The organism is Hyphomonas sp. (genome assembly GCF_040882205.1).
Lineage (GTDB): Bacteria > Pseudomonadota > Alphaproteobacteria > Caulobacterales > Hyphomonadaceae > Hyphomonas.
In genome coordinates, this window is the sequence record NZ_JBBEBT010000258.1 from 1 (window position 1) to 16,621 (window position 16,621).

The 16,621-nt window shown below is 63.6% G+C and carries 14 protein-coding genes; 10 read left to right on the forward strand and 4 right to left on the reverse strand.

Features of this window, described 5'->3' with window-relative positions:
• Positions 1-48 precede the first annotated feature (48 nt).
• The gene (locus WEA77_RS11115) at positions 49-1,329 is read right to left on the reverse strand and encodes an alanine racemase (RefSeq protein ID WP_368067948.1); all 1,281 of its coding nucleotides are present in this window, start codon (positions 1,327-1,329) and stop codon (positions 49-51) included.
• Complete coding sequence (locus tag WEA77_RS11120; RefSeq protein ID WP_368067949.1) at positions 1,322-2,749, reverse strand: D-arabinono-1,4-lactone oxidase; 1,428 nt, start codon at positions 2,747-2,749, stop codon at positions 1,322-1,324. The genes WEA77_RS11115 and WEA77_RS11120 overlap by 8 nt, the downstream gene beginning before the upstream one ends.
• A gap of 79 nt (positions 2,750-2,828) precedes the next feature.
• On the opposite strand from WEA77_RS11120, the gene WEA77_RS11125 reads away from it, so the two are divergent.
• On the forward strand, positions 2,829-3,446 hold the full coding sequence (locus tag WEA77_RS11125; RefSeq protein ID WP_368067950.1) for a TetR/AcrR family transcriptional regulator: 618 nt from the start codon (positions 2,829-2,831) through the stop codon (positions 3,444-3,446).
• A 19-nt stretch (positions 3,447-3,465) separates the two neighbouring features.
• Here WEA77_RS11125 and WEA77_RS11130 read toward each other — a convergent pair whose 3' ends face one another.
• Positions 3,466-5,106 (reverse strand): DHA2 family efflux MFS transporter permease subunit, encoded by a 1,641-nt coding sequence (locus WEA77_RS11130; RefSeq protein WP_368067951.1) that lies wholly within the window; start codon positions 5,104-5,106, stop codon positions 3,466-3,468.
• Entirely contained in the window at positions 5,103-6,278 is a 1,176-nt protein-coding gene (locus tag WEA77_RS11135; protein ID WP_368067952.1) for an HlyD family secretion protein, read from the reverse strand. Before WEA77_RS11135 ends, WEA77_RS11130 begins: the two co-directional genes overlap by 4 nt.
• 233 nt (positions 6,279-6,511) lie before the next feature.
• On the opposite strand from WEA77_RS11135, the gene WEA77_RS11140 reads away from it, so the two are divergent.
• From WEA77_RS11140 to WEA77_RS11180, 9 genes are all read left to right on the forward strand, one after another.
• The gene (locus WEA77_RS11140) at positions 6,512-8,008 is read left to right on the forward strand and encodes a CoA-acylating methylmalonate-semialdehyde dehydrogenase (protein WP_368067953.1); all 1,497 of its coding nucleotides are present in this window, start codon (positions 6,512-6,514) and stop codon (positions 8,006-8,008) included.
• Positions 8,009-8,090: 82 nt separating this feature from the next.
• Positions 8,091-8,867 carry a hypothetical protein gene (locus WEA77_RS11145; RefSeq protein WP_368067954.1) on the forward strand — a complete coding sequence of 259 codons (777 nt, stop codon included), beginning with the start codon at positions 8,091-8,093 and terminating at the stop codon, positions 8,865-8,867.
• A 32-nt stretch (positions 8,868-8,899) separates the two neighbouring features.
• Positions 8,900-9,676, forward strand: coding sequence for an enoyl-CoA hydratase-related protein (locus WEA77_RS11150; protein WP_368067955.1), 777 nt, complete (start codon positions 8,900-8,902; stop codon positions 9,674-9,676).
• Positions 9,677-9,820: 144 nt separating this feature from the next.
• Positions 9,821-10,714, forward strand: a complete 894-nt coding sequence (mmsB, locus tag WEA77_RS11155) for a 3-hydroxyisobutyrate dehydrogenase (protein ID WP_368067956.1) — start codon at positions 9,821-9,823, stop codon at positions 10,712-10,714.
• Between the two features lie 133 nt (positions 10,715-10,847).
• Positions 10,848-11,903: a hypothetical protein gene (locus tag WEA77_RS11160; RefSeq protein WP_368067958.1), complete on the forward strand. Its 1,056-nt coding sequence runs from the start codon at positions 10,848-10,850 to the stop codon at positions 11,901-11,903.
• Positions 11,900-13,387, forward strand: coding sequence for an oligosaccharide flippase family protein (locus tag WEA77_RS11165; RefSeq protein ID WP_368067959.1), 1,488 nt, complete (start codon positions 11,900-11,902; stop codon positions 13,385-13,387). Before WEA77_RS11160 ends, WEA77_RS11165 begins: the two co-directional genes overlap by 4 nt.
• Positions 13,384-14,421, forward strand: coding sequence for an acyltransferase family protein (locus WEA77_RS11170; protein WP_368067960.1), 1,038 nt, complete (start codon positions 13,384-13,386; stop codon positions 14,419-14,421). The genes WEA77_RS11165 and WEA77_RS11170 overlap by 4 nt, the downstream gene beginning before the upstream one ends.
• The gene (locus WEA77_RS11175) at positions 14,418-15,401 is read left to right on the forward strand and encodes a glycosyltransferase family 2 protein (protein WP_368067961.1); all 984 of its coding nucleotides are present in this window, start codon (positions 14,418-14,420) and stop codon (positions 15,399-15,401) included. Before WEA77_RS11170 ends, WEA77_RS11175 begins: the two co-directional genes overlap by 4 nt.
• Positions 15,402-15,544: 143 nt before the next feature.
• The coding region (locus WEA77_RS11180) for a flavin-containing monooxygenase (RefSeq protein ID WP_368067962.1) at positions 15,545-16,621 on the forward strand (1,077 nt) is incomplete at its 3' end.

The window sequence follows — 16,621 nt, forward strand, 5'->3', positions numbered from 1 at the left end:
GCGCGCGCGCGGGCAGCGGGCAATCCGTTAAACTACGTGGACCGTGCTTCAGGCAGAGGCTTCAAACACAGGCCACCGTTCGGTGATCCGGCCATCTTCGAATACGGCGATGTCACCGAATTGCAGGAAGACCGCTTCGCTCTGGTGCGGGCGCAGGAAAACGAACTCGTCGGGCGCAATGGCCAGGTTGTGTCCGCCGGTCAGCATTTCCTGGTTCGAGGAGCGCCCGAACGTCTTGTTATAGGACAGACCGGGCGGGTCGACCGGATCGGCAAGCCAGTTGCCGCCATGGATGAAGACTGTGCGCGATGTGTTCGGATCCCAGGCGCGCTGACCCTCAGCGGCAAATTCCAGTCCGGGAAGACGTGTATGGGCCAGCGATTTGATGACAGGTGCGGCGATGAAGCTCGCCGGCAAATGCGGCTCCAGCAACGGCGTGTCGAAATGGGTCGGCTTGACGAGGCAGGATCCCGCCGAGATTTCATTTGCGACCTCCGTATCCTGATAATAGCGGTAGGTCGGGCTGCCCGCTGCATTCCGGACAAGGTTCGATACAGCATCGGCGCCAGATACTTCCGCTGCCTGCATCAGCGCTTCACCATAGCGCCGCCAGGCGCCGGATCTGGCGCGGTCACGCCAGCCCAGCGCCTCAGGAAGGGCTGCCAGATGAGGTTCATATCCCACGAATCCGGCAAAGCTGAATTCCGGCGCATCTCGCAGGGTTTCCAGCATCGACTTCAACGTATCGCCGGCTTCGAGGCCGCCGCGGTGCAGGCCAACATCCAGTTCGAGGTTGATGCGAAGCGTCTGGCCGGTTGCTGCGGCAAGCTCCTGGTACTGACGAAGCCGTTCCGGCGTATCGACCAGCCATTGCACACGGGCCGCTGCCGGGGCTTCGCCTGCAGCAAGGGAACTGAAATAATTGCGCGCGGCCGCAACCGGCAGGGGTTTGCCCAGCAGCTGGTCTGCCTCCGGCATGGCCCTGCTCAGCGCAGTCAGCATCGGCTGGTTGAAGGTCATCAGCCGGCCGGATCCGGAGCGCTTCCGGATATGGGCGATCAGGTCCAGCGAAGGCAGCGACTTGGCCACGATCCGGTAGGCCATGCCGGCGGGGAGGTGCCCTATCAGCGTATCAATGTTCGCGTTCAGGCGCGCCTTGTCGACAATGAGCGTGGGCGACGCGATGCCCGCCTCCATCAGGGCCGCCTGCAGCTCCAGGAAATAGGGATCACGCGGCCCGCTCTCGTCGCCTGGCTTGCTCATAAGTAGTCCCGCTCCCAAAAGGCCTGCGCCGCCGATCATCAGGTTTCGGCGCGATAGCTCAAGCATCAAAGTCCACTCCGAACAGTTTGGCCAGATGCGCGTTGAGGAACTTGCCTGCAGGGTCGAGTTCTGCCCGGAGCGCCAGGAAACGTTCGAATTCAGGATAGAGCTCAGTCAATTGCGCGCGTCCGAGTGAATGCAGCTTGCCCCAATGCGGGCGCCCTCCGGCTTCGCGGTACATCGGCTCGAAGTCGGTGAAGAAGTAATCGTAATGCTCGTCTGCCGCCGCATGGATCGCAATCGAGGCGCGCGGGCCCGCGTTGAAGGGGCTGAGCCAGGCCGTATCCGGCGCGATATGGCGATACTCCATGGGGAAGTAGAGATCGCCCCGCTGGTCCAGCTTGCGCATCACACGCTCTACCATCTCTGGTCCCCGTTCGCGGGGCAGGTGATACTCCATTTCGATGAACCGCGTTGGCCGGACGGTGGACAGCAGCACGCGCGACTCGTTCACGCGCTCTTCGATCACGCCGCGCGGAAATTCCGATCGGGCAATCCACCGCCGCACCCAGGGCGCCCAGCCCAGCTGGTCGCGCAGCGCCTTCAGGCCTTGCAGGAACGCGTCATCATCGGCCGGCGTCTCTTCCGTAGGCGGCGCATCGGTCTGGTCATGGACGATGCTCGCCACGAGGCCGGTATGCGGGAAGTAGTAGAATTCGAAATTTCGGTGTGCTGCGGCGGCCTGTTCCAGCCGGCCAAGGAAGGTCCTGGAGTCTTCTACTGTAACGGTCCGTTTCAACCGGTAGGCCGGTACGCTGCGCATCGTGAACGCCGTCATCACGCCGAGCGCGCCGAGGGACACCTTGCCGGCCTCGAACAGGTCGGGGTCCGAAGCGCGTGTCACATCCCGGACGCTGCCGTCCGCAGTTACCATCTGAAAACCGGTCACATTGTCATGCAGGGCCGGCAGGTCATTGCCGGTGCCGTGCGTCGCGGTTGCAAATGCACCGGCGAGCGTCTGGGAATCGATGTCCGGCTGGTTGTCGAAGGCGCGTCCGACAGCTGCAAGATCTTCGCTGACCTGGAACAGCGGTGTTCCCGCGCCGAACCGGGCTTCACCCGAAGCGGCGTCATAGGCAATCAACCCGGATAACCCGTTGAGCATCAGCAACGTGTCTTCCGTCGTGGCGAGACCTGTGAACGAGTGACCCGAGCCTACCGGCCGCACCCGGCCTGGAGATGTGCGAACTATGTCTGCGAGGGCTTCCAGTGAATCCGGAAAGGCAATTTGCTGCGGCGTCGCGCGCTCAATCCCCGCCCAGTTCATCCAGCTCGCTTCTCCCGGCGGCGCGGCAGGCGCGCCCTCCAAATAGCCGCCGCGGACAAACGACTTCCCGCCCCAGTTCAGCCCTACCGCGCCAGCGGCCCCGGCGGCGAGGCCAACGCCTGCCGCGCCCATCAGCATGCTTCGCCGTGTGATCTTCATCTGGCATCCTCCCAAAAAATAGCATTTACTAATATTCAGAAACGGTCAATGTGGATCTGGACAGGCCCCGGAGACTGATGTGCCCCGACGCGCACCTGATGTGTTGACCGCGCCGGTCACAGCGCCGCGCCAGGCGCGGGCGCAAGTGACGTATGAGCGATTGATTGCTGGCGCGCAGGTTATCCTCGAACGGGGCGGCCTCGAAGCGGTCAATTCAAACGCCGTGGCCGCCGAGGCCGGCGCTACGCCGCCCTCCTTCTATCGATACTTCCGCAACAAGCACGACCTGCTCGCCGTACTCGGCCGGCGCCTGATGACTGCGCAAAACCAGATCGTCGAGCGGCGCTTTGAGGCTGTCAGCCGCCCGCGCCCGCTCGATACTGAAACGCTGGAGCGTGTGCTGATCGACACGCTCACCGTAACGCGCAACTTCCAGGGTGGGCGTGCCATCATCTCGTCGCTGCGAGCGCTTCCGGAGCTTTCGCCTATCCGGCTGGAGTCCCATGCCCATGTGGCTCGTCTCATCGCCGCACAATCGGGCTCAACGGGCCGCGCCAGGGCCGATGCTTACGCCCGCGCGCGTCTCGCTGTAGAGCTTAGCTACGCGGCTATCGAAATGCTGCTGGAAGTTCCCGGCCTCGACGCCCGGCGTGTCCTGCGCTCCGCCGCCCGCGCGGTCGAAACCTGTCTCGCTTGAAGACTGGCGCCTCTGTGTTTCAGTGTGCGGCCATCTGCAGCTTTGGCTTCGGCATCAGTGCCACAGTGAACAGGATGATGACGAACCACAGAGCGATCACATAGAAACAGTCCCGGAAGGCCAGCACGGTGGCCTGTGCGGCGATCTGGTGGCCGATCTCCTGAAACGCCTGCGTGAATGCGCTCACGGTCGGCATCCCCGCGGCTTCGAGCGCCTGCGCCTGCTGGACGTGTTCGAACAGGAACTCGGCATTCGATTCGTTCATCTCTGCAGCCAGATGCTCGCCATGGAAGATCGTCCGGCGTTGAAGCAGAACGGCGAGCAGGTTCACGCCGAAGGCGCCGCCCACCTGCATCAGGAAGGAGACGCCGCCGGTTGCGGAGGCGAGCAGATGTTGCGGCACCGCGCGCACGGCGGTGGTGTTGGCCGGCGGCATGCAGAAGGCGATGCCGACGCGGCTCAACATGATCCAGCTGACGAGCAGCCAGTAAGGCGTCAGCACCGTGACCCCTGAAAGCAGGAAGCCCGAAACCGCGAAGCAGAGAATGCCGAAGGACAGCAGCCAGCGCGGATCCACCCTGTCCGTCAGCCGGCCGGCGATCGGGAAGAACGCCACCATCATGAGCCCCGCCGGGATCATCATCACGCCTGCGGCGGTTGGCGAGTATCCTTGGACCAGCTGCACGAACAGCGGGATCAGGTAGGTCGATCCGTAGATCGCCGTGCCCGTCGCGACGATGATGATACTCGCCGACCAGAACTGCCGGTACATGAAGATTGCAGGGTTCAGGGCCGGGAAGGGATGCCGGTGCTCCCAGAAGAAGAAGGCAATGGCCGCCGCGACGGCGACACTGATCTTGATATAGGTCGTGTCGGAATCCCATCCGTCCCGGTTTGCGCCCGCAAAGGCCGACAGCAGGCCGACCACCGCCACAGCAAGCAGGCACAGCCCCTGCCAGTCCAGTGGCGGCCCTTTCTGCTGGCTGTGCCGGTCGCCTTTCGGCATCAGGAACGGCGCCGTGCAGAGGGCGACAATTGCCAGCGGCAGGGTGGCCACAAACACCAGCCGCCAGCTCGCGAGGTCGACCGCGACGCCGCCCAGCGCCGGACCAAAGGCGGGCGCCAGCACGACCCCGATCGAGAACAGGCCCATCGCCGTGCCGCGCGATCGGTCCGGGAATGTCTGGAAGATCAGGAACATCGACATCGGCTGAAGCAAGCCTGCCGATACGCCCTGCAGGGCCCGCGACAGGATCAGCAGTTCCAGCGTGCCGCTGACCGCGCCCAGCAGTGAGCCGAAGATAAATGTTGCCATGCCGAAGACGTAAGTCGCACGCGGACCATAGGTCGCCATCGCCCAGGCATTCGCCAGCATCGCGAGGGTTGAGGACGCGAGGAATGCGGTAGACATCCACTGCGCCTGATCCTGGCCGAGCCCAAATGCACCGATGATCGCGGGCAGGGCGACGTTGATCGTCGTTGCCGCCAGCATGGTCGCCATCGATCCGATGAGCATCGTAAGCAGCAGCAGCCAGCGATAGCGCGGGCCGAACTGGGCAAACCGGTCGCGGATGGCCTCGCCAGCCGTGCCTGGAATGTCCGCGGGCTGACCATGCGCGCCGGCGCCTGCGGGCAAGGGCAGGCTGGTCGCTCCGGTCAAGGCGACGCCGGCGCCGCAGATGCATCCGGTTCGGATTTCCGGATGCGCACCGTCACCATGGTCCCGGTGCGTAAATGAACGTCTGAAGGCTCCAGATCTATGCTGATCTTGATGCGCTGGGTGATCTTGGTGAAAACCCCGTTCGCATTCGGGTTAGTCATCATCGCCGCCTCAGACAGCGTTGCTTCCCGGATGCGGGACACCCGGCCCCTGAGGCGCGCAGACGGATGACTGTCCGCCTTCACCCGGACCTGCGCGCCCGGCGCAACGTTCCGGATATCAGTTTCCTTGATGTGCGCCGAAACCCAGACAGCATCCGGATCATGCATCAGCGCCATCCGGAACCCGCGCAGCGAATGTTCCCCGGAATCGTAGAACAGCTCGTCGATCACGCCCTCGATCGGGGCACGGATCGTATGCTGCTCCAGCACGACCTTCTGTGCATCCACCTGCGCCTCGGCGCGCTCCAGCTCCGCCTGCAGCACGGACAAGTCATAATCGATGAGACGCACTTCCTGGCCCGTGATGCTGGCTGTCCGCTGATCGGCGGCGGCAGTCTCGCGTTCTGCCTGCGCCCGCAGCAGGGCCTGCGCTGCGGTATCGAGGGCATTCTTCGCCTGGTCATAGGTGCTCTTCGGAATCCGGCCCTGTTCGAACAGGTTCTTCGTGCGCTCATGTTCCTGCTGTGCGGTTTCGAGGTTCGACCGCGCCGCCTCGACCGAAGCCGAGGCCGACCGCGTGCCGGCCTGGCGTGCCGCGACCTGGCTTCCGGCCTTTGAGGTTGCAAAGCCAGCCCGGGCTTCTTCGCGCGCTATCTCTGCACGCAGGCGATTCGCTTCCGCCTGGAACTGCGCCAGCGTATAGGCGGCCTCGCGGTCATCGATCGTGTAGATCGGGTCTCCAACGGACACGCGGTCGCCCTCGCTCACGGTAACGCTGGTGATCCGGCCGGAAATGTCGGTGGACACCGCAATCATGTCCGCGGCAATCCGCGCGTCGGCTGTGGAGACGTAGGCGCCCCGGTCGATCACGAACATGCCGGCGAGCAGGATGAGAACCAGAGTGGCCGCGAAGGCGGCCTGCCGCCGGACGCGGGGCGATCTGAGGAGTGCGGCGGCGCGTTGCTGCGCTGTCAGCGGGTTTTCGGTCAGGAGTTGCGTATCGCCGTCCATCGCTTTGTCCCGGCTTGGGAAACCGCCGGTATATTCCTCCCTGACGGCCTGCCCGCGGCCGCATTTTCGCGCGTTCCGTTCGCCGTCTCAATCCCTTGATCCGGGACATAACGCCAAGGCAAGCAAGCGCTATTATGACAAAGCGGACTGCTGCAGGGGAAGTCTGACAAAATTCGCCATGTATCTCGGCCAGCGGTGCGCCTATAAGGCCCGCAAACATGAGGAGATACGCCATGCGCGAGGTGCACCATTTCATTGGCGGCAAAGCCGTCAAAGGCCAGTCCGGCCGGTTTGGCGACATCTATAATCCGAACACCGGCGAGGTTCAGGCCCGCGTCGCGCTGTCCGCCGCGGCTGAACTGGATGCAGCGGTTGCAGCGGCGCTCGCTGCTTTCCCGGCCTGGTCGGCCACCAACCCGCAGCGCCGCGCCCGCGTGATGTTCGAGTTCAAGCGCCTCGTCGAGGCGAACATAGACGAGCTGGCGCACATGCTCTCCTCCGAGCACGGCAAAGTCATCGCGGACTCAAAGGGCGATATCCAGCGCGGCCTCGATGTGGTCGAGTTCGCCTGCGGCGTGCCGCACTTGCTGAAGGGCGAATACACCGAAGGCGCCGGCCCCGGCATTGATGTCTTCTCCATGCGTCAGGCACTCGGCGTCTGCGCCGGCATCACGCCGTTCAATTTCCCCGCCATGATCCCGTGCTGGATGGCCGCTGTCGCCATCGCGTGCGGCAACACGTTCATCCTGAAGCCCTCGGAGAAAGATCCTTCCGTCCCGATGCGCCTCGCCGAGCTGATGCTTGAAGCGGGTGTGCCGCCCGGCGTGCTGAACGTCGTCAACGGCGACAAGGTGGCCGTCGATGCGATCCTTCACCACCCGGACATCAAGGCCGTCAGCTTCGTCGGATCATCCGACATCGCACAATATGTCTATGCGACCGGCGCTGCGAACGGCAAACGCGTGCAGGCGATGGGCGGCGCCAAGAACCACGGTATCATCATGCCGGACGCCGACATGGACCAGGCGGTCAAGGATATCGTCGGCGCAGCCTATGGCTCGGCCGGTGAACGCTGCATGGCGCTCCCGGTGGCTGTGCCGGTCGGCAGGAAAACCGCCGATGAGTTCGTCGAGCGCATGACCGCCGAGGCGCAGAAGCTGAAGATCGGCATCTCGACTGACAAGGATGCGCATTACGGTACCGTAGTCTCGGCAGTGCACAAGGCGAAGATCGAAAGCTATATCCAGATGGGTATCGACGAAGGCGCCAAGCTCGTGCTTGATGGTCGCGGCCACACGCTGCAAGGCCATGAGAAGGGCTTCTTCGTTGGCCCCTCGCTGTTCGATGATGTGAAGCCGGGGATGCGTTCCTATCAGGAAGAAATCTTCGGCCCCGTGCTACAGGTCGTGCGCGCCGGGTCCCTCGAGGAAGCCGCAGCCCTCGCGACCAACCATCAGTACGGGAACGGCTGCGCCATCTTCACCTCCAACGGGCGCGCCGCGCGCGAATTTGCAGCCCAGGTGAATGTCGGCATGGTCGGCATCAACGTGCCGATCCCGGTGCCAGTCGCCTACCACACGTTCGGTGGCTGGAAACGCTCCGCTTTCGGCGACACCAACCAGCACGGCCCGGAAGGCATCAGGTTCTGGACCAAGATCAAGACCGTCACCCAGCGCTGGCCGGACGGCGACGTTGGCGATCAGGCCTTTGTCATCCCGACGATGGGGTAGGGAGGGGCGCCGTCCGGCTTGTCCCGCTCCGGCGCCTGCGATACTGGCTTGGCGGTCAACTATCGAAATCGGGGAGGATTTCATGACTGACGCTACCACAGGTGCACCTTCAACAGGTGACCGGCCATTCTTGCGCAACCTCATCACGGTCATGGCCTTCATTCTGGTCACAGGCTTTATCGTCCAGCTCGCGATGGGCCGGTCGAGCTTCAATGCGCCGCTGATCGTCCATGCCCATGCCGCGGTGTTCATGGGCTGGGTCGGTATCGTGCTGACGCAGGCCTGGCTTGCGGGGGCAGGCAGTATGCGACTGCACCAGCAGGTCGGAAAACTGGCCGCCATCTGGGCGCTCGGCCTGCTCGTGTTCGGCACATGGATCACCATTGCGGCCGTGCAGACAGGGCGCACGCCCTTCTTCTTCCAGCCCCAGCACTTCATTGTCGCCAATCCGCTGTCGCTATTTGCTGCAGTGGGCCTCCTGGCCGCCGCCGTGACCATGCGTCATCGCCCGGACTGGCACGCCCGTCTGCAAGTCAGCTCGTTCGTGCTCCTGATGGGCCCTGGATTTGGCCGGCTCCTGCCCATGCCGATCCTGCCGCCCTACGCCTTCGAAATCGCCGGGCTTGTCGCGCTCGTCTTTCCGCTTGCCGGTATCATCTACGACTGGCGCGCCCATGGCCGGCCGCATCCCGCCTGGTTCTGGGGCATCGGTGTTCTGCTCGCGGTGATCGTGGTCGCCCGCCTGGCCGGGTTCTCACCGGTTGGCGAAGCCGTCTATGACGCCGTCGTTGCCGGCACGCCGTTCGCCGCAACCAGCGGCCTCGACTTCCCGCCACCGCCGGGGCCGCCCCCCGTTTGATTGAAGTTAAATAACAAGGACAGCCTTTCCTGATGACTGACTACAAGACGATCACCTTCGAACAGAAAGCCCGCGTGGCCATCGTCACGCTGAACCGGCCGGACAGTCTGAATGCGCTGAATGCCGGGATCATGCGAGAAGTCGCTGATTGCTTCGCCGCTATCGACCGCAACAGGGATATTGCCGTCAGTGTGCTGACGGGTGCGGGCCGGGCCTTCGCGGCGGGCGCCGACATCAGGGAGATGCAGCCGCAGTCTTTCTCCGACATGTATGTCGAGGACTATTTCGCCGGATGGGACCGGTTCGCCGCCAGTCGCAAGCCCGTGATCGCGGCGGTCAACGGTTTTGCCCTCGGCGGCGGCTGCGAACTGGCCATGATGTGTGACCTGATCATCGCCTCCGACAAGGCGAAGTTCGGCCAGCCGGAAATCAAGCTCGGCGTCACGCCCGGCATGGGCGGCTCCATCCGCCTGACGAAAGCTGTCGGCAAGGCAAAAGCTATGGACCTCGTCCTGACCGGCCGGATGATCGACGCCGCCGAAGCCGACCGCATCGGTCTTGTCTCCCGCGTCGTGCCGCACGATACGCTGATGGAAGTCGCGCTCGCCGCAGCGAGCGAAATCGCCGCCTTCTCGGTGCCCTCCCTGATGGCCGCCAAGGAAATGGTTGGCCGCGCACTGGAACTTCCGACCACGGAAGGCGTCAGGTTCGAACGCCGCCTGTTCCAGGGCCTGTTCGGCACTGCCGACCAGAAGGAAGGCATGTCCGCCTTCAGCGAGAAACGCCCCGCCAGATTCGAGGACAAGTGAAGTGAAGCCCCCCTTGGCTCCTTCGCCGCAGACCCCTGCGAAGGCAGGGGTCCAGCCTGGCCGGCGCATTCATCCGAACAAAGACTGGATGCCTGACTTCGCAGGTGTCTGCGCCGCCGTTTGCCTTGAATCAGGGAGTAGCAAATGAATATCGCCTTCATCGGCCTCGGCAACATGGGCGGCGGCATGTGCGCCAACCTCGTGAGGGCCGGCCACACCGTCGCGGCGTTTGACCTGAACACCGAGGCCGTCAAAGCCGTCGCTGCCAAGGGCGCGCGCGCCGCGTCCTCCATGGCCGATGCCCTGAAAGACGCCGGCGTCGTCGTCTCCATGCTGCCTGCCGGCAAGCACGTTCTTGGCGTCTATTTCGGCCCGGATGGTGTCTCGTCCCATGCTCCGAAAGGCACGCTGCTGATCGACTGTTCGACCATCGCCGTCACCGACGCCCGCGAAGCGCATGCCAAAGCCGAAGCGGCCGGGCTTGTCATGGTCGATGCCCCGGTCTCGGGCGGCACCGCCGCCGCCGAGGCCGGCACGCTGACCTTCATGGCCGGCGGTACGGCCAAGGCCTTCGAGCAGGCCGAAGCCATCCTCAAGGGCATGGGCAAGAACATCTTCCACGCGGGCGGCGCCGGGAACGGGCAGGCCGCCAAGATCGCCAACAACATGCTGCTCGGCATCTCGATGATCGGCACGTGCGAAGCTTTCAACCTCGCCGAAAAGCTCGGGCTTGACGCTGAGACGTTCTACAAGATCTCGTCGGTCTCCTCCGGACAATGCTGGTCGATGACTTCCTATTGCCCGGCCCCCGGCCCGGTGCCCACCTCGCCCGCCAACCGGGACTACAAGCCCGGCTTCGCGGTCGCCATGATGCTTAAGGACCTGGACCTGGCCGCCGACGCCGCCCGCGCGGCCGGCGCCGGAATCCGCCTCGGTGAACATGCCGCAAGCATCTACCAGGCGCTGTCCGACAAGGGCCTGGGCGGCCTCGACTTCTCCGGCGTCATGAAAGATGTGAAGGGCGAAATCCCCCGCTGAAACTGCCCTGAATTAGTTAGTTTCCCATATTCCTTAAAATTCCCGCGCGCTGGCACGGTTGTTGCTCCGGCAATGCCCTGAAGCGCCGTCAATGTAGCGGTGCCTGAAGCGTATTGGGATAAACGGGACCGACATGGATACCGGAGCGCTGGGGAACATTCTCGTTGTAACACATGGTCCGGGGCGCGGTCGCAGCGTGCCGACGGGCCGGGCGTTCTTGACGAGGCTCGAGACCCGTGCCCCGGAACTTGCCGCGCGGCTTCAGTTTCACCAGACGGGCAAAGCCGCGCCCAGCCTCTCGGGAATTGGTCTGGTCGTATTCTGGCTGGGCGATCCCCTGCGCCAGAAATACCCCGAGTGTTACCGGGACGCGGTTGACATCGCCCGATCTGCGGCGCGCCGGGGCATTGCCGTTCTCAATTCACCCGACGCCCTGTCGAACACGGCCAAGGCTACCCAATCGGCGATCTGGCAGCCGGCCGGCATTCCAAGTGCGCCCGTCCGGTGTGTCCGGTCGGGCGAGGAGCTGCTCACCGCATTTTCCGAGCTTGCCGGCCCAAGCCTCCTGCGCGGCGACGATACACATGCCGAACGCGCCATTCGCGTGCTGTCCGACCAAGCCGACGCCGACCGCGCGGCGCGCGAATTGCGCGCACCTGCCGCGCTGGTGCGTATCCACGATGTGCGCTCCGAATTCAGGGCTGCCGGGGCCGATCCGTCGAGCCTCTTTTGCCGCTTCCATCACAAGGCCCGGGCCTTCGTCTTCCGGGGTGAAGTCAAGGCGAGCCACCTGTTCTTCTCCCGCGATCTCGTGGTCGGCCTGTCCAATTGCCTGCTCGCCCGCGAGGCACGCCCCAAGCGCCGGTTCCTGAGGTCCCTTGGTTTTCGCCGCGACCTCTTCAACGACCTGATCGCGACCGACCTGACCTATTTCGGCGCCGACATGTCGTACAAGGATGTTCTTGTCCGTGCCGTTGCGGCCCTTGGGCTGGACGTGGCAGCTGTGGACTACAGCATCCGGCCAGATGGCACGCCGATCCTCTGGGAAGCCAACCCCTACTTCTGGCTGCCGCGCGGCGAAGAAAGCGTACTCAGCGCCGAGCGTCACGCCGTCGAACGGGTCGATGCATCCCTCGACTGGCTGGCGCGTTGCCTCTGGGCGGCGTTGCCCAAACGGATGGCGTCATGAGCATGGCCATACCAGCGCCCGCAGGCCGAGGCCGCCGCGATCTTGTCCGGAAGTTTGGCTGGACCAGCGCGGCGTCCGTGGTCGCGATGCTCGCCGGCCTCGCCTCGGTCCTCATTCTCACGCGGTTCCTGGTACCCGCCGATTACGGAATCTATGGCATCGCCCTGATGGCGATAGCGGCCGGCGAAGTGCTTACCGGCGGTGTGCTCTCGAGCCCGATCGAACAGAAGGCGGACGTGACCCGCGCTGATCTCAATTCGGCTTTCTGGGCCAATATCGCTCTTGCGCTTGCCTGCGGGGCTGTCACGCTCCCGGTTGCCGGATTGATTGCGCGCGCTGCCGGCTATGAGGCAGCCATTCCGGTGATTGGGGCCGCGTGTCTCCTGATGCTGATCACCGCGACGGGAATCGTTCCGGAAAGCCTCCTGCGGCGCCGGCAAGCCTTTCGCCAACTTGCCAAGGTCGGCGTTGCGGCGGCGCTGTCGGGTCTCGCCGCAGGTATTGTCCTTGCCCTAATGGGCGCAGGTGTGTGGTCACTGATCGGTCTCGAATTCGTGCGCCGCGTCATTCTGGTTGCGTCGAACTTCAGGCTCGCCCGCTGGCATCCGGATGGCGGACCGGATGTCAAAACGGTTCGTGCGGCGCTTCCGTTCGTGTCCGGGATGCTGGCGGCCAATGCCCTCGGCCGGGCGGACCGGCTGGCGCCCCAGATTGCCGCGACTGTTTTCTTTGGCCCGGAAGGTCTGGGCCTTTTGTACGTCGCCACCCGTATCGCGGATCAGATCCAGTCCTTTGTGGCGCAGCCCGTCGGAGCAATGGCGCTGCCGGTTCTTTCAGATGCTGCCCGTGAACCCGCCCGCTTCCATGCCCTGATGGCCGATTCCTGGCGCGCCATTGCGATCGCCAGTTTTCCGATGCTCGCTGGCCTGGCTGCCATTGCACCGCTGCTTGTGCCATCGGCGGTGGGCGATGCTTTCTCCAGTGTCGGCGTCATTTGCGCCATCACCGTGCTCGCAAACCTGCGGGTCGTGTCATCCAAAGTGAACATTGCGGCGACACAGGCTGCCGGAAAGGCCCTCACCGCGAGCGCCTCGCTGGCCACCAGCTTCGGCGCGCACCTTCTCCTGCTTGCCGTCTTTGCGCCGCTCGGGGTCGCAGCGATTGCATTTGCCTCGCTGCTGCGCGGCTGGTTGACGTGGCCGCTGGCGGCCTGGTTCGTCAAGGCGACGACCGGGTTCGCCGTGAGCCGGCAGATGGCCATACTGGTTCCGCCCCTGGCGGCGAGCCTTGCGATGGCGGCGGTGGTCTACGCCCTGTCCGGACCCGTATCGGCGGCATTTCCGGTAGTTCCAGCCCTCGGGATCTTGATCCTGGCGGGCTGCCTTTTCTACGCCTCCGCCCTCTGGCTGGCTGATCCCTGGGTGCGGGCATGCCTCGCAAACGGTGCCTGGCGCGGGCTGCTCAAGAAGGAGAATGTGTCGTGACGAATTCACGTATCGGTTGGGTCGATTATGCCAAGGGCATCTGCATCATCCTTGTGGTGATGATGCACGCGGTGCACCGGGTTGAAGGACAGCTCGGCGCCGAAGGCTTTCTGTCGCCGGTGGTCGATTTCGCGCGGCCTTTCCGCATGCCGGATTTTTTCCTCATCTCAGGCCTGTTCCTCAGTCGCTCGCTGCATGGTCCGCTGGCGGAATATATTGATCGCAAGGTCGTTCACTTCTTCTATTTTTATGTGCTCTGGCATACGATCCAGCTGACCCTTTTCGAACTGCCCGTTTTCGCAGCGTCGCCTGTCGAATTCATCTCGCTGTGGCTGGCCGGCTTCATTGAGCCTTCGGGCACGCTGTGGTTCGTCCACATGTTGCTGATCTTCTATGTGGTCACGCGGCTTGTCCGGCATGTGCCAGTCTGGCTGGTTTTCGCCGTCGCGGTCGCCCTCCAGTCTGCCTTTCAGCTGGGCTGGATCGATACCGGCTGGTCCGTCGCGGACCGTTTCGCAAACCGGTATGTCTACTTCTTTTCAGGCTATGCGTTCGCCTCGCTTGTGTTTGCCTTTGCGGCGCGCGCCGCAGCGTCTGTGCCGCTGGCGATTGGAGGGCTTGCGGCCTGGGCCGTTGTCAACCACCTCGGCGTTTCGCGCGACCTGCACCTGCAGTTCGGCACAAGCCTCCTCCTCGGCATGCTCGGCGCTGCGGCCGTCTGCACGGTGGCGGCGCTGTTGGTTCGCTTCGATTGGGCAAAGGTGCTTCGCTACTGCGGAAAGAATTCGATCGTCATATATCTCACGTTCCCGATTCCGCTGGCGATCATGCTGAAAATCATCGCTTTCGGAGGTGTTCCAGCGCACTTCGCGGGCGTCGCGAGCCTGGCCACGTTGATGGCATGTATTTTTCTTCCCCTTATATTCCACACGCTCGTGAAGAACACGCCTCTTCGCGACCTCTACGAACGCCCCGCATGGGCGAGGCTACCTGACCGGCTCTCGGAACCTGCCAAAGAAAAGGCTGGCGCATGATTGTCATCCTGTCCACCCTGAATGGCGAAAGCCGCCTGTGCAGCATGCTCGAAGAGATGCTCAGTGTGCGGTTACCTGCCGGTACGAAATTCCACGTTGTCGACAATGGCAGCGAGGACGGAACGCTTGAGCTGCTGGCCGCCTATGCTGAAAAGTTGCCACTGGTCATCTACAACCAACCGGTCCGCGGCAAGAACCACTGTCTCAACCTGGTACTCGCGTCGATCAGCGACACGCTGGATCCCGAGGAAATGGTGGTGCTCACGGATGATGACATTCTGCCCTGTCCGGAATGGCTGGAAGAACTCGAGGCTGCCGGAAAGGCGCATCCGGACTGCGATGTGCTCGGCGGACGGATCCTGCCGCACTGGCCCTCACGCGGCGCCGGACAACTGGGACCCTTACAGCGCTATTTCGGCGTCCTTTTCTCGATCACCTCGACACAGGAGGGCCCCATCCGGTGTGATGCCGCCTGGGGGCCGAACATGGCCGTGCGGGGCCGGGTCTTCAAAGCGGGGTACAGGTTCGATCCGCACTTCGGGCCAAATGGCCAGATGGTCTATCCCATGGGCTCCGAGACCGAGCTGATGGAACGTCTGGATGCAGCGGGCTACTGCGCATGGTTCGCCGAGCGGGCCTGCGTTCGCCATATCATCCGCGCAGCGCAGCTGGACACGATCAACATCATCCAGCGCGCCTTCCGGCATGGTTATGGCGTCGGACGCCGGCGCCAGCGCCATCGCGGGTTTACCCGTCTGGCATCGCTTCAGTTCAACGCCATGCGCGCCCTGATGCTCGTCCATCTCCGGCGGCTGGTGTCGCCGCCACACCAGATGCTGCTGGACGAGTATGAGGAAGCCTGGGCGCGCGGATTCGCCGACGGCGCCAAGTCTGAGTATGTCGCGGCTCGCCAGCCCGCGCAGGGCGCAAGTGCTTATTCCGGGCTGTTCGAAGCTTCCCACGATCCCCTGAATCACTGAAACTTCCGCTCGCCCGCGTTTTCCCTTGCTTGCCTTTGCGGCAAGTCCGGTCGAATACGTATTGAGCCGCCGTCCTCCCGGGCGACATTTGCACGCATCAGTCGTTTGACTCGCGGGCATACGCGGCGAGTGTGAGGATTATCATGGCAGATACCGCAACTCTTAAGGCTTCAAAGGCCAAGGCGAAGACGGAGCATTTCGATGTTCTGATCGTCGGCGCGGGCATCTCGGGGGTCGGCGCCGGCTATCACCTGAAAACGCAGACCCCGCGGAAAAAGTTTGTCATCCTCGAGGCCTACGACACGTTCGGCGGCACCTGGCACATGCACAAGTATCCGGGCATCCGCTCGGATTCGGACCTCTACACTTTCGGTTATCGCTACAAGCCATGGGTTGGCCCGCCGATTGCCAGCCGCGAAGAAATCCTGAAATACATGGAGCAAGTGATCGCCGAGAACGACCTCGCCGCGCACATCCGCTATCGCCACAAGATCACATCCACCAGCTGGTCGACCGCGAAGAAGCGCTGGACCGTGAAGGCAGAGCGCCTCGACACCGGCGAAGTGATGACCTTCACTGCCAAGTTCCTCTGGATGTGCCAGGGCTATTACAAGCACGCCGAAGGTTATACGCCGGAATGGCCGGGCATGGACGCCTTCCGTGGACAGATCGTCCACCCGCAGACATGGCCGGAAGACCTCGACCTCACCGGCAAGAAGGTCATCGTCATCGGGTCCGGGGCCACGGCCGCCACGGTCGTGCCTGCCATCGCAGGCAAGTGTGAGCACGTCACGCTGCTGCAACGCTCACCCACCTATTTCATTCCTGCCCGCAACGAAAATCTTCTCGCCGACGAACTGCGCAAGCTCGGCGTAGACGAGAACTGGATCCACGAAATCGTCCGCCGAAAATACCTGTTCGAGCAGGCCGAATTCACGCGCCGCTCGTTCGAGGAGGCCGAAGCGCTTCGCATCGAGCTTCTCGAAGGGGTCAAGGCCTGCCTTCCGGAAGGCTATGATATGACCCATTTCACGCCGAGCTACCGGCCATGGCAGCAGCGCGTCGCCTTTGTTCCGGACGCGGACCTGTTCGAAGGCATCAAGGCCGGCCTGGCCAGCGTCGTCACCGATCATATCGACCGGTTCACCGGGAAGGGTATCCTGCTCAAGTCCGGGCGCGAACTCGAGGCCGACGTGATCGTCACCGCCACGGATTTCCAC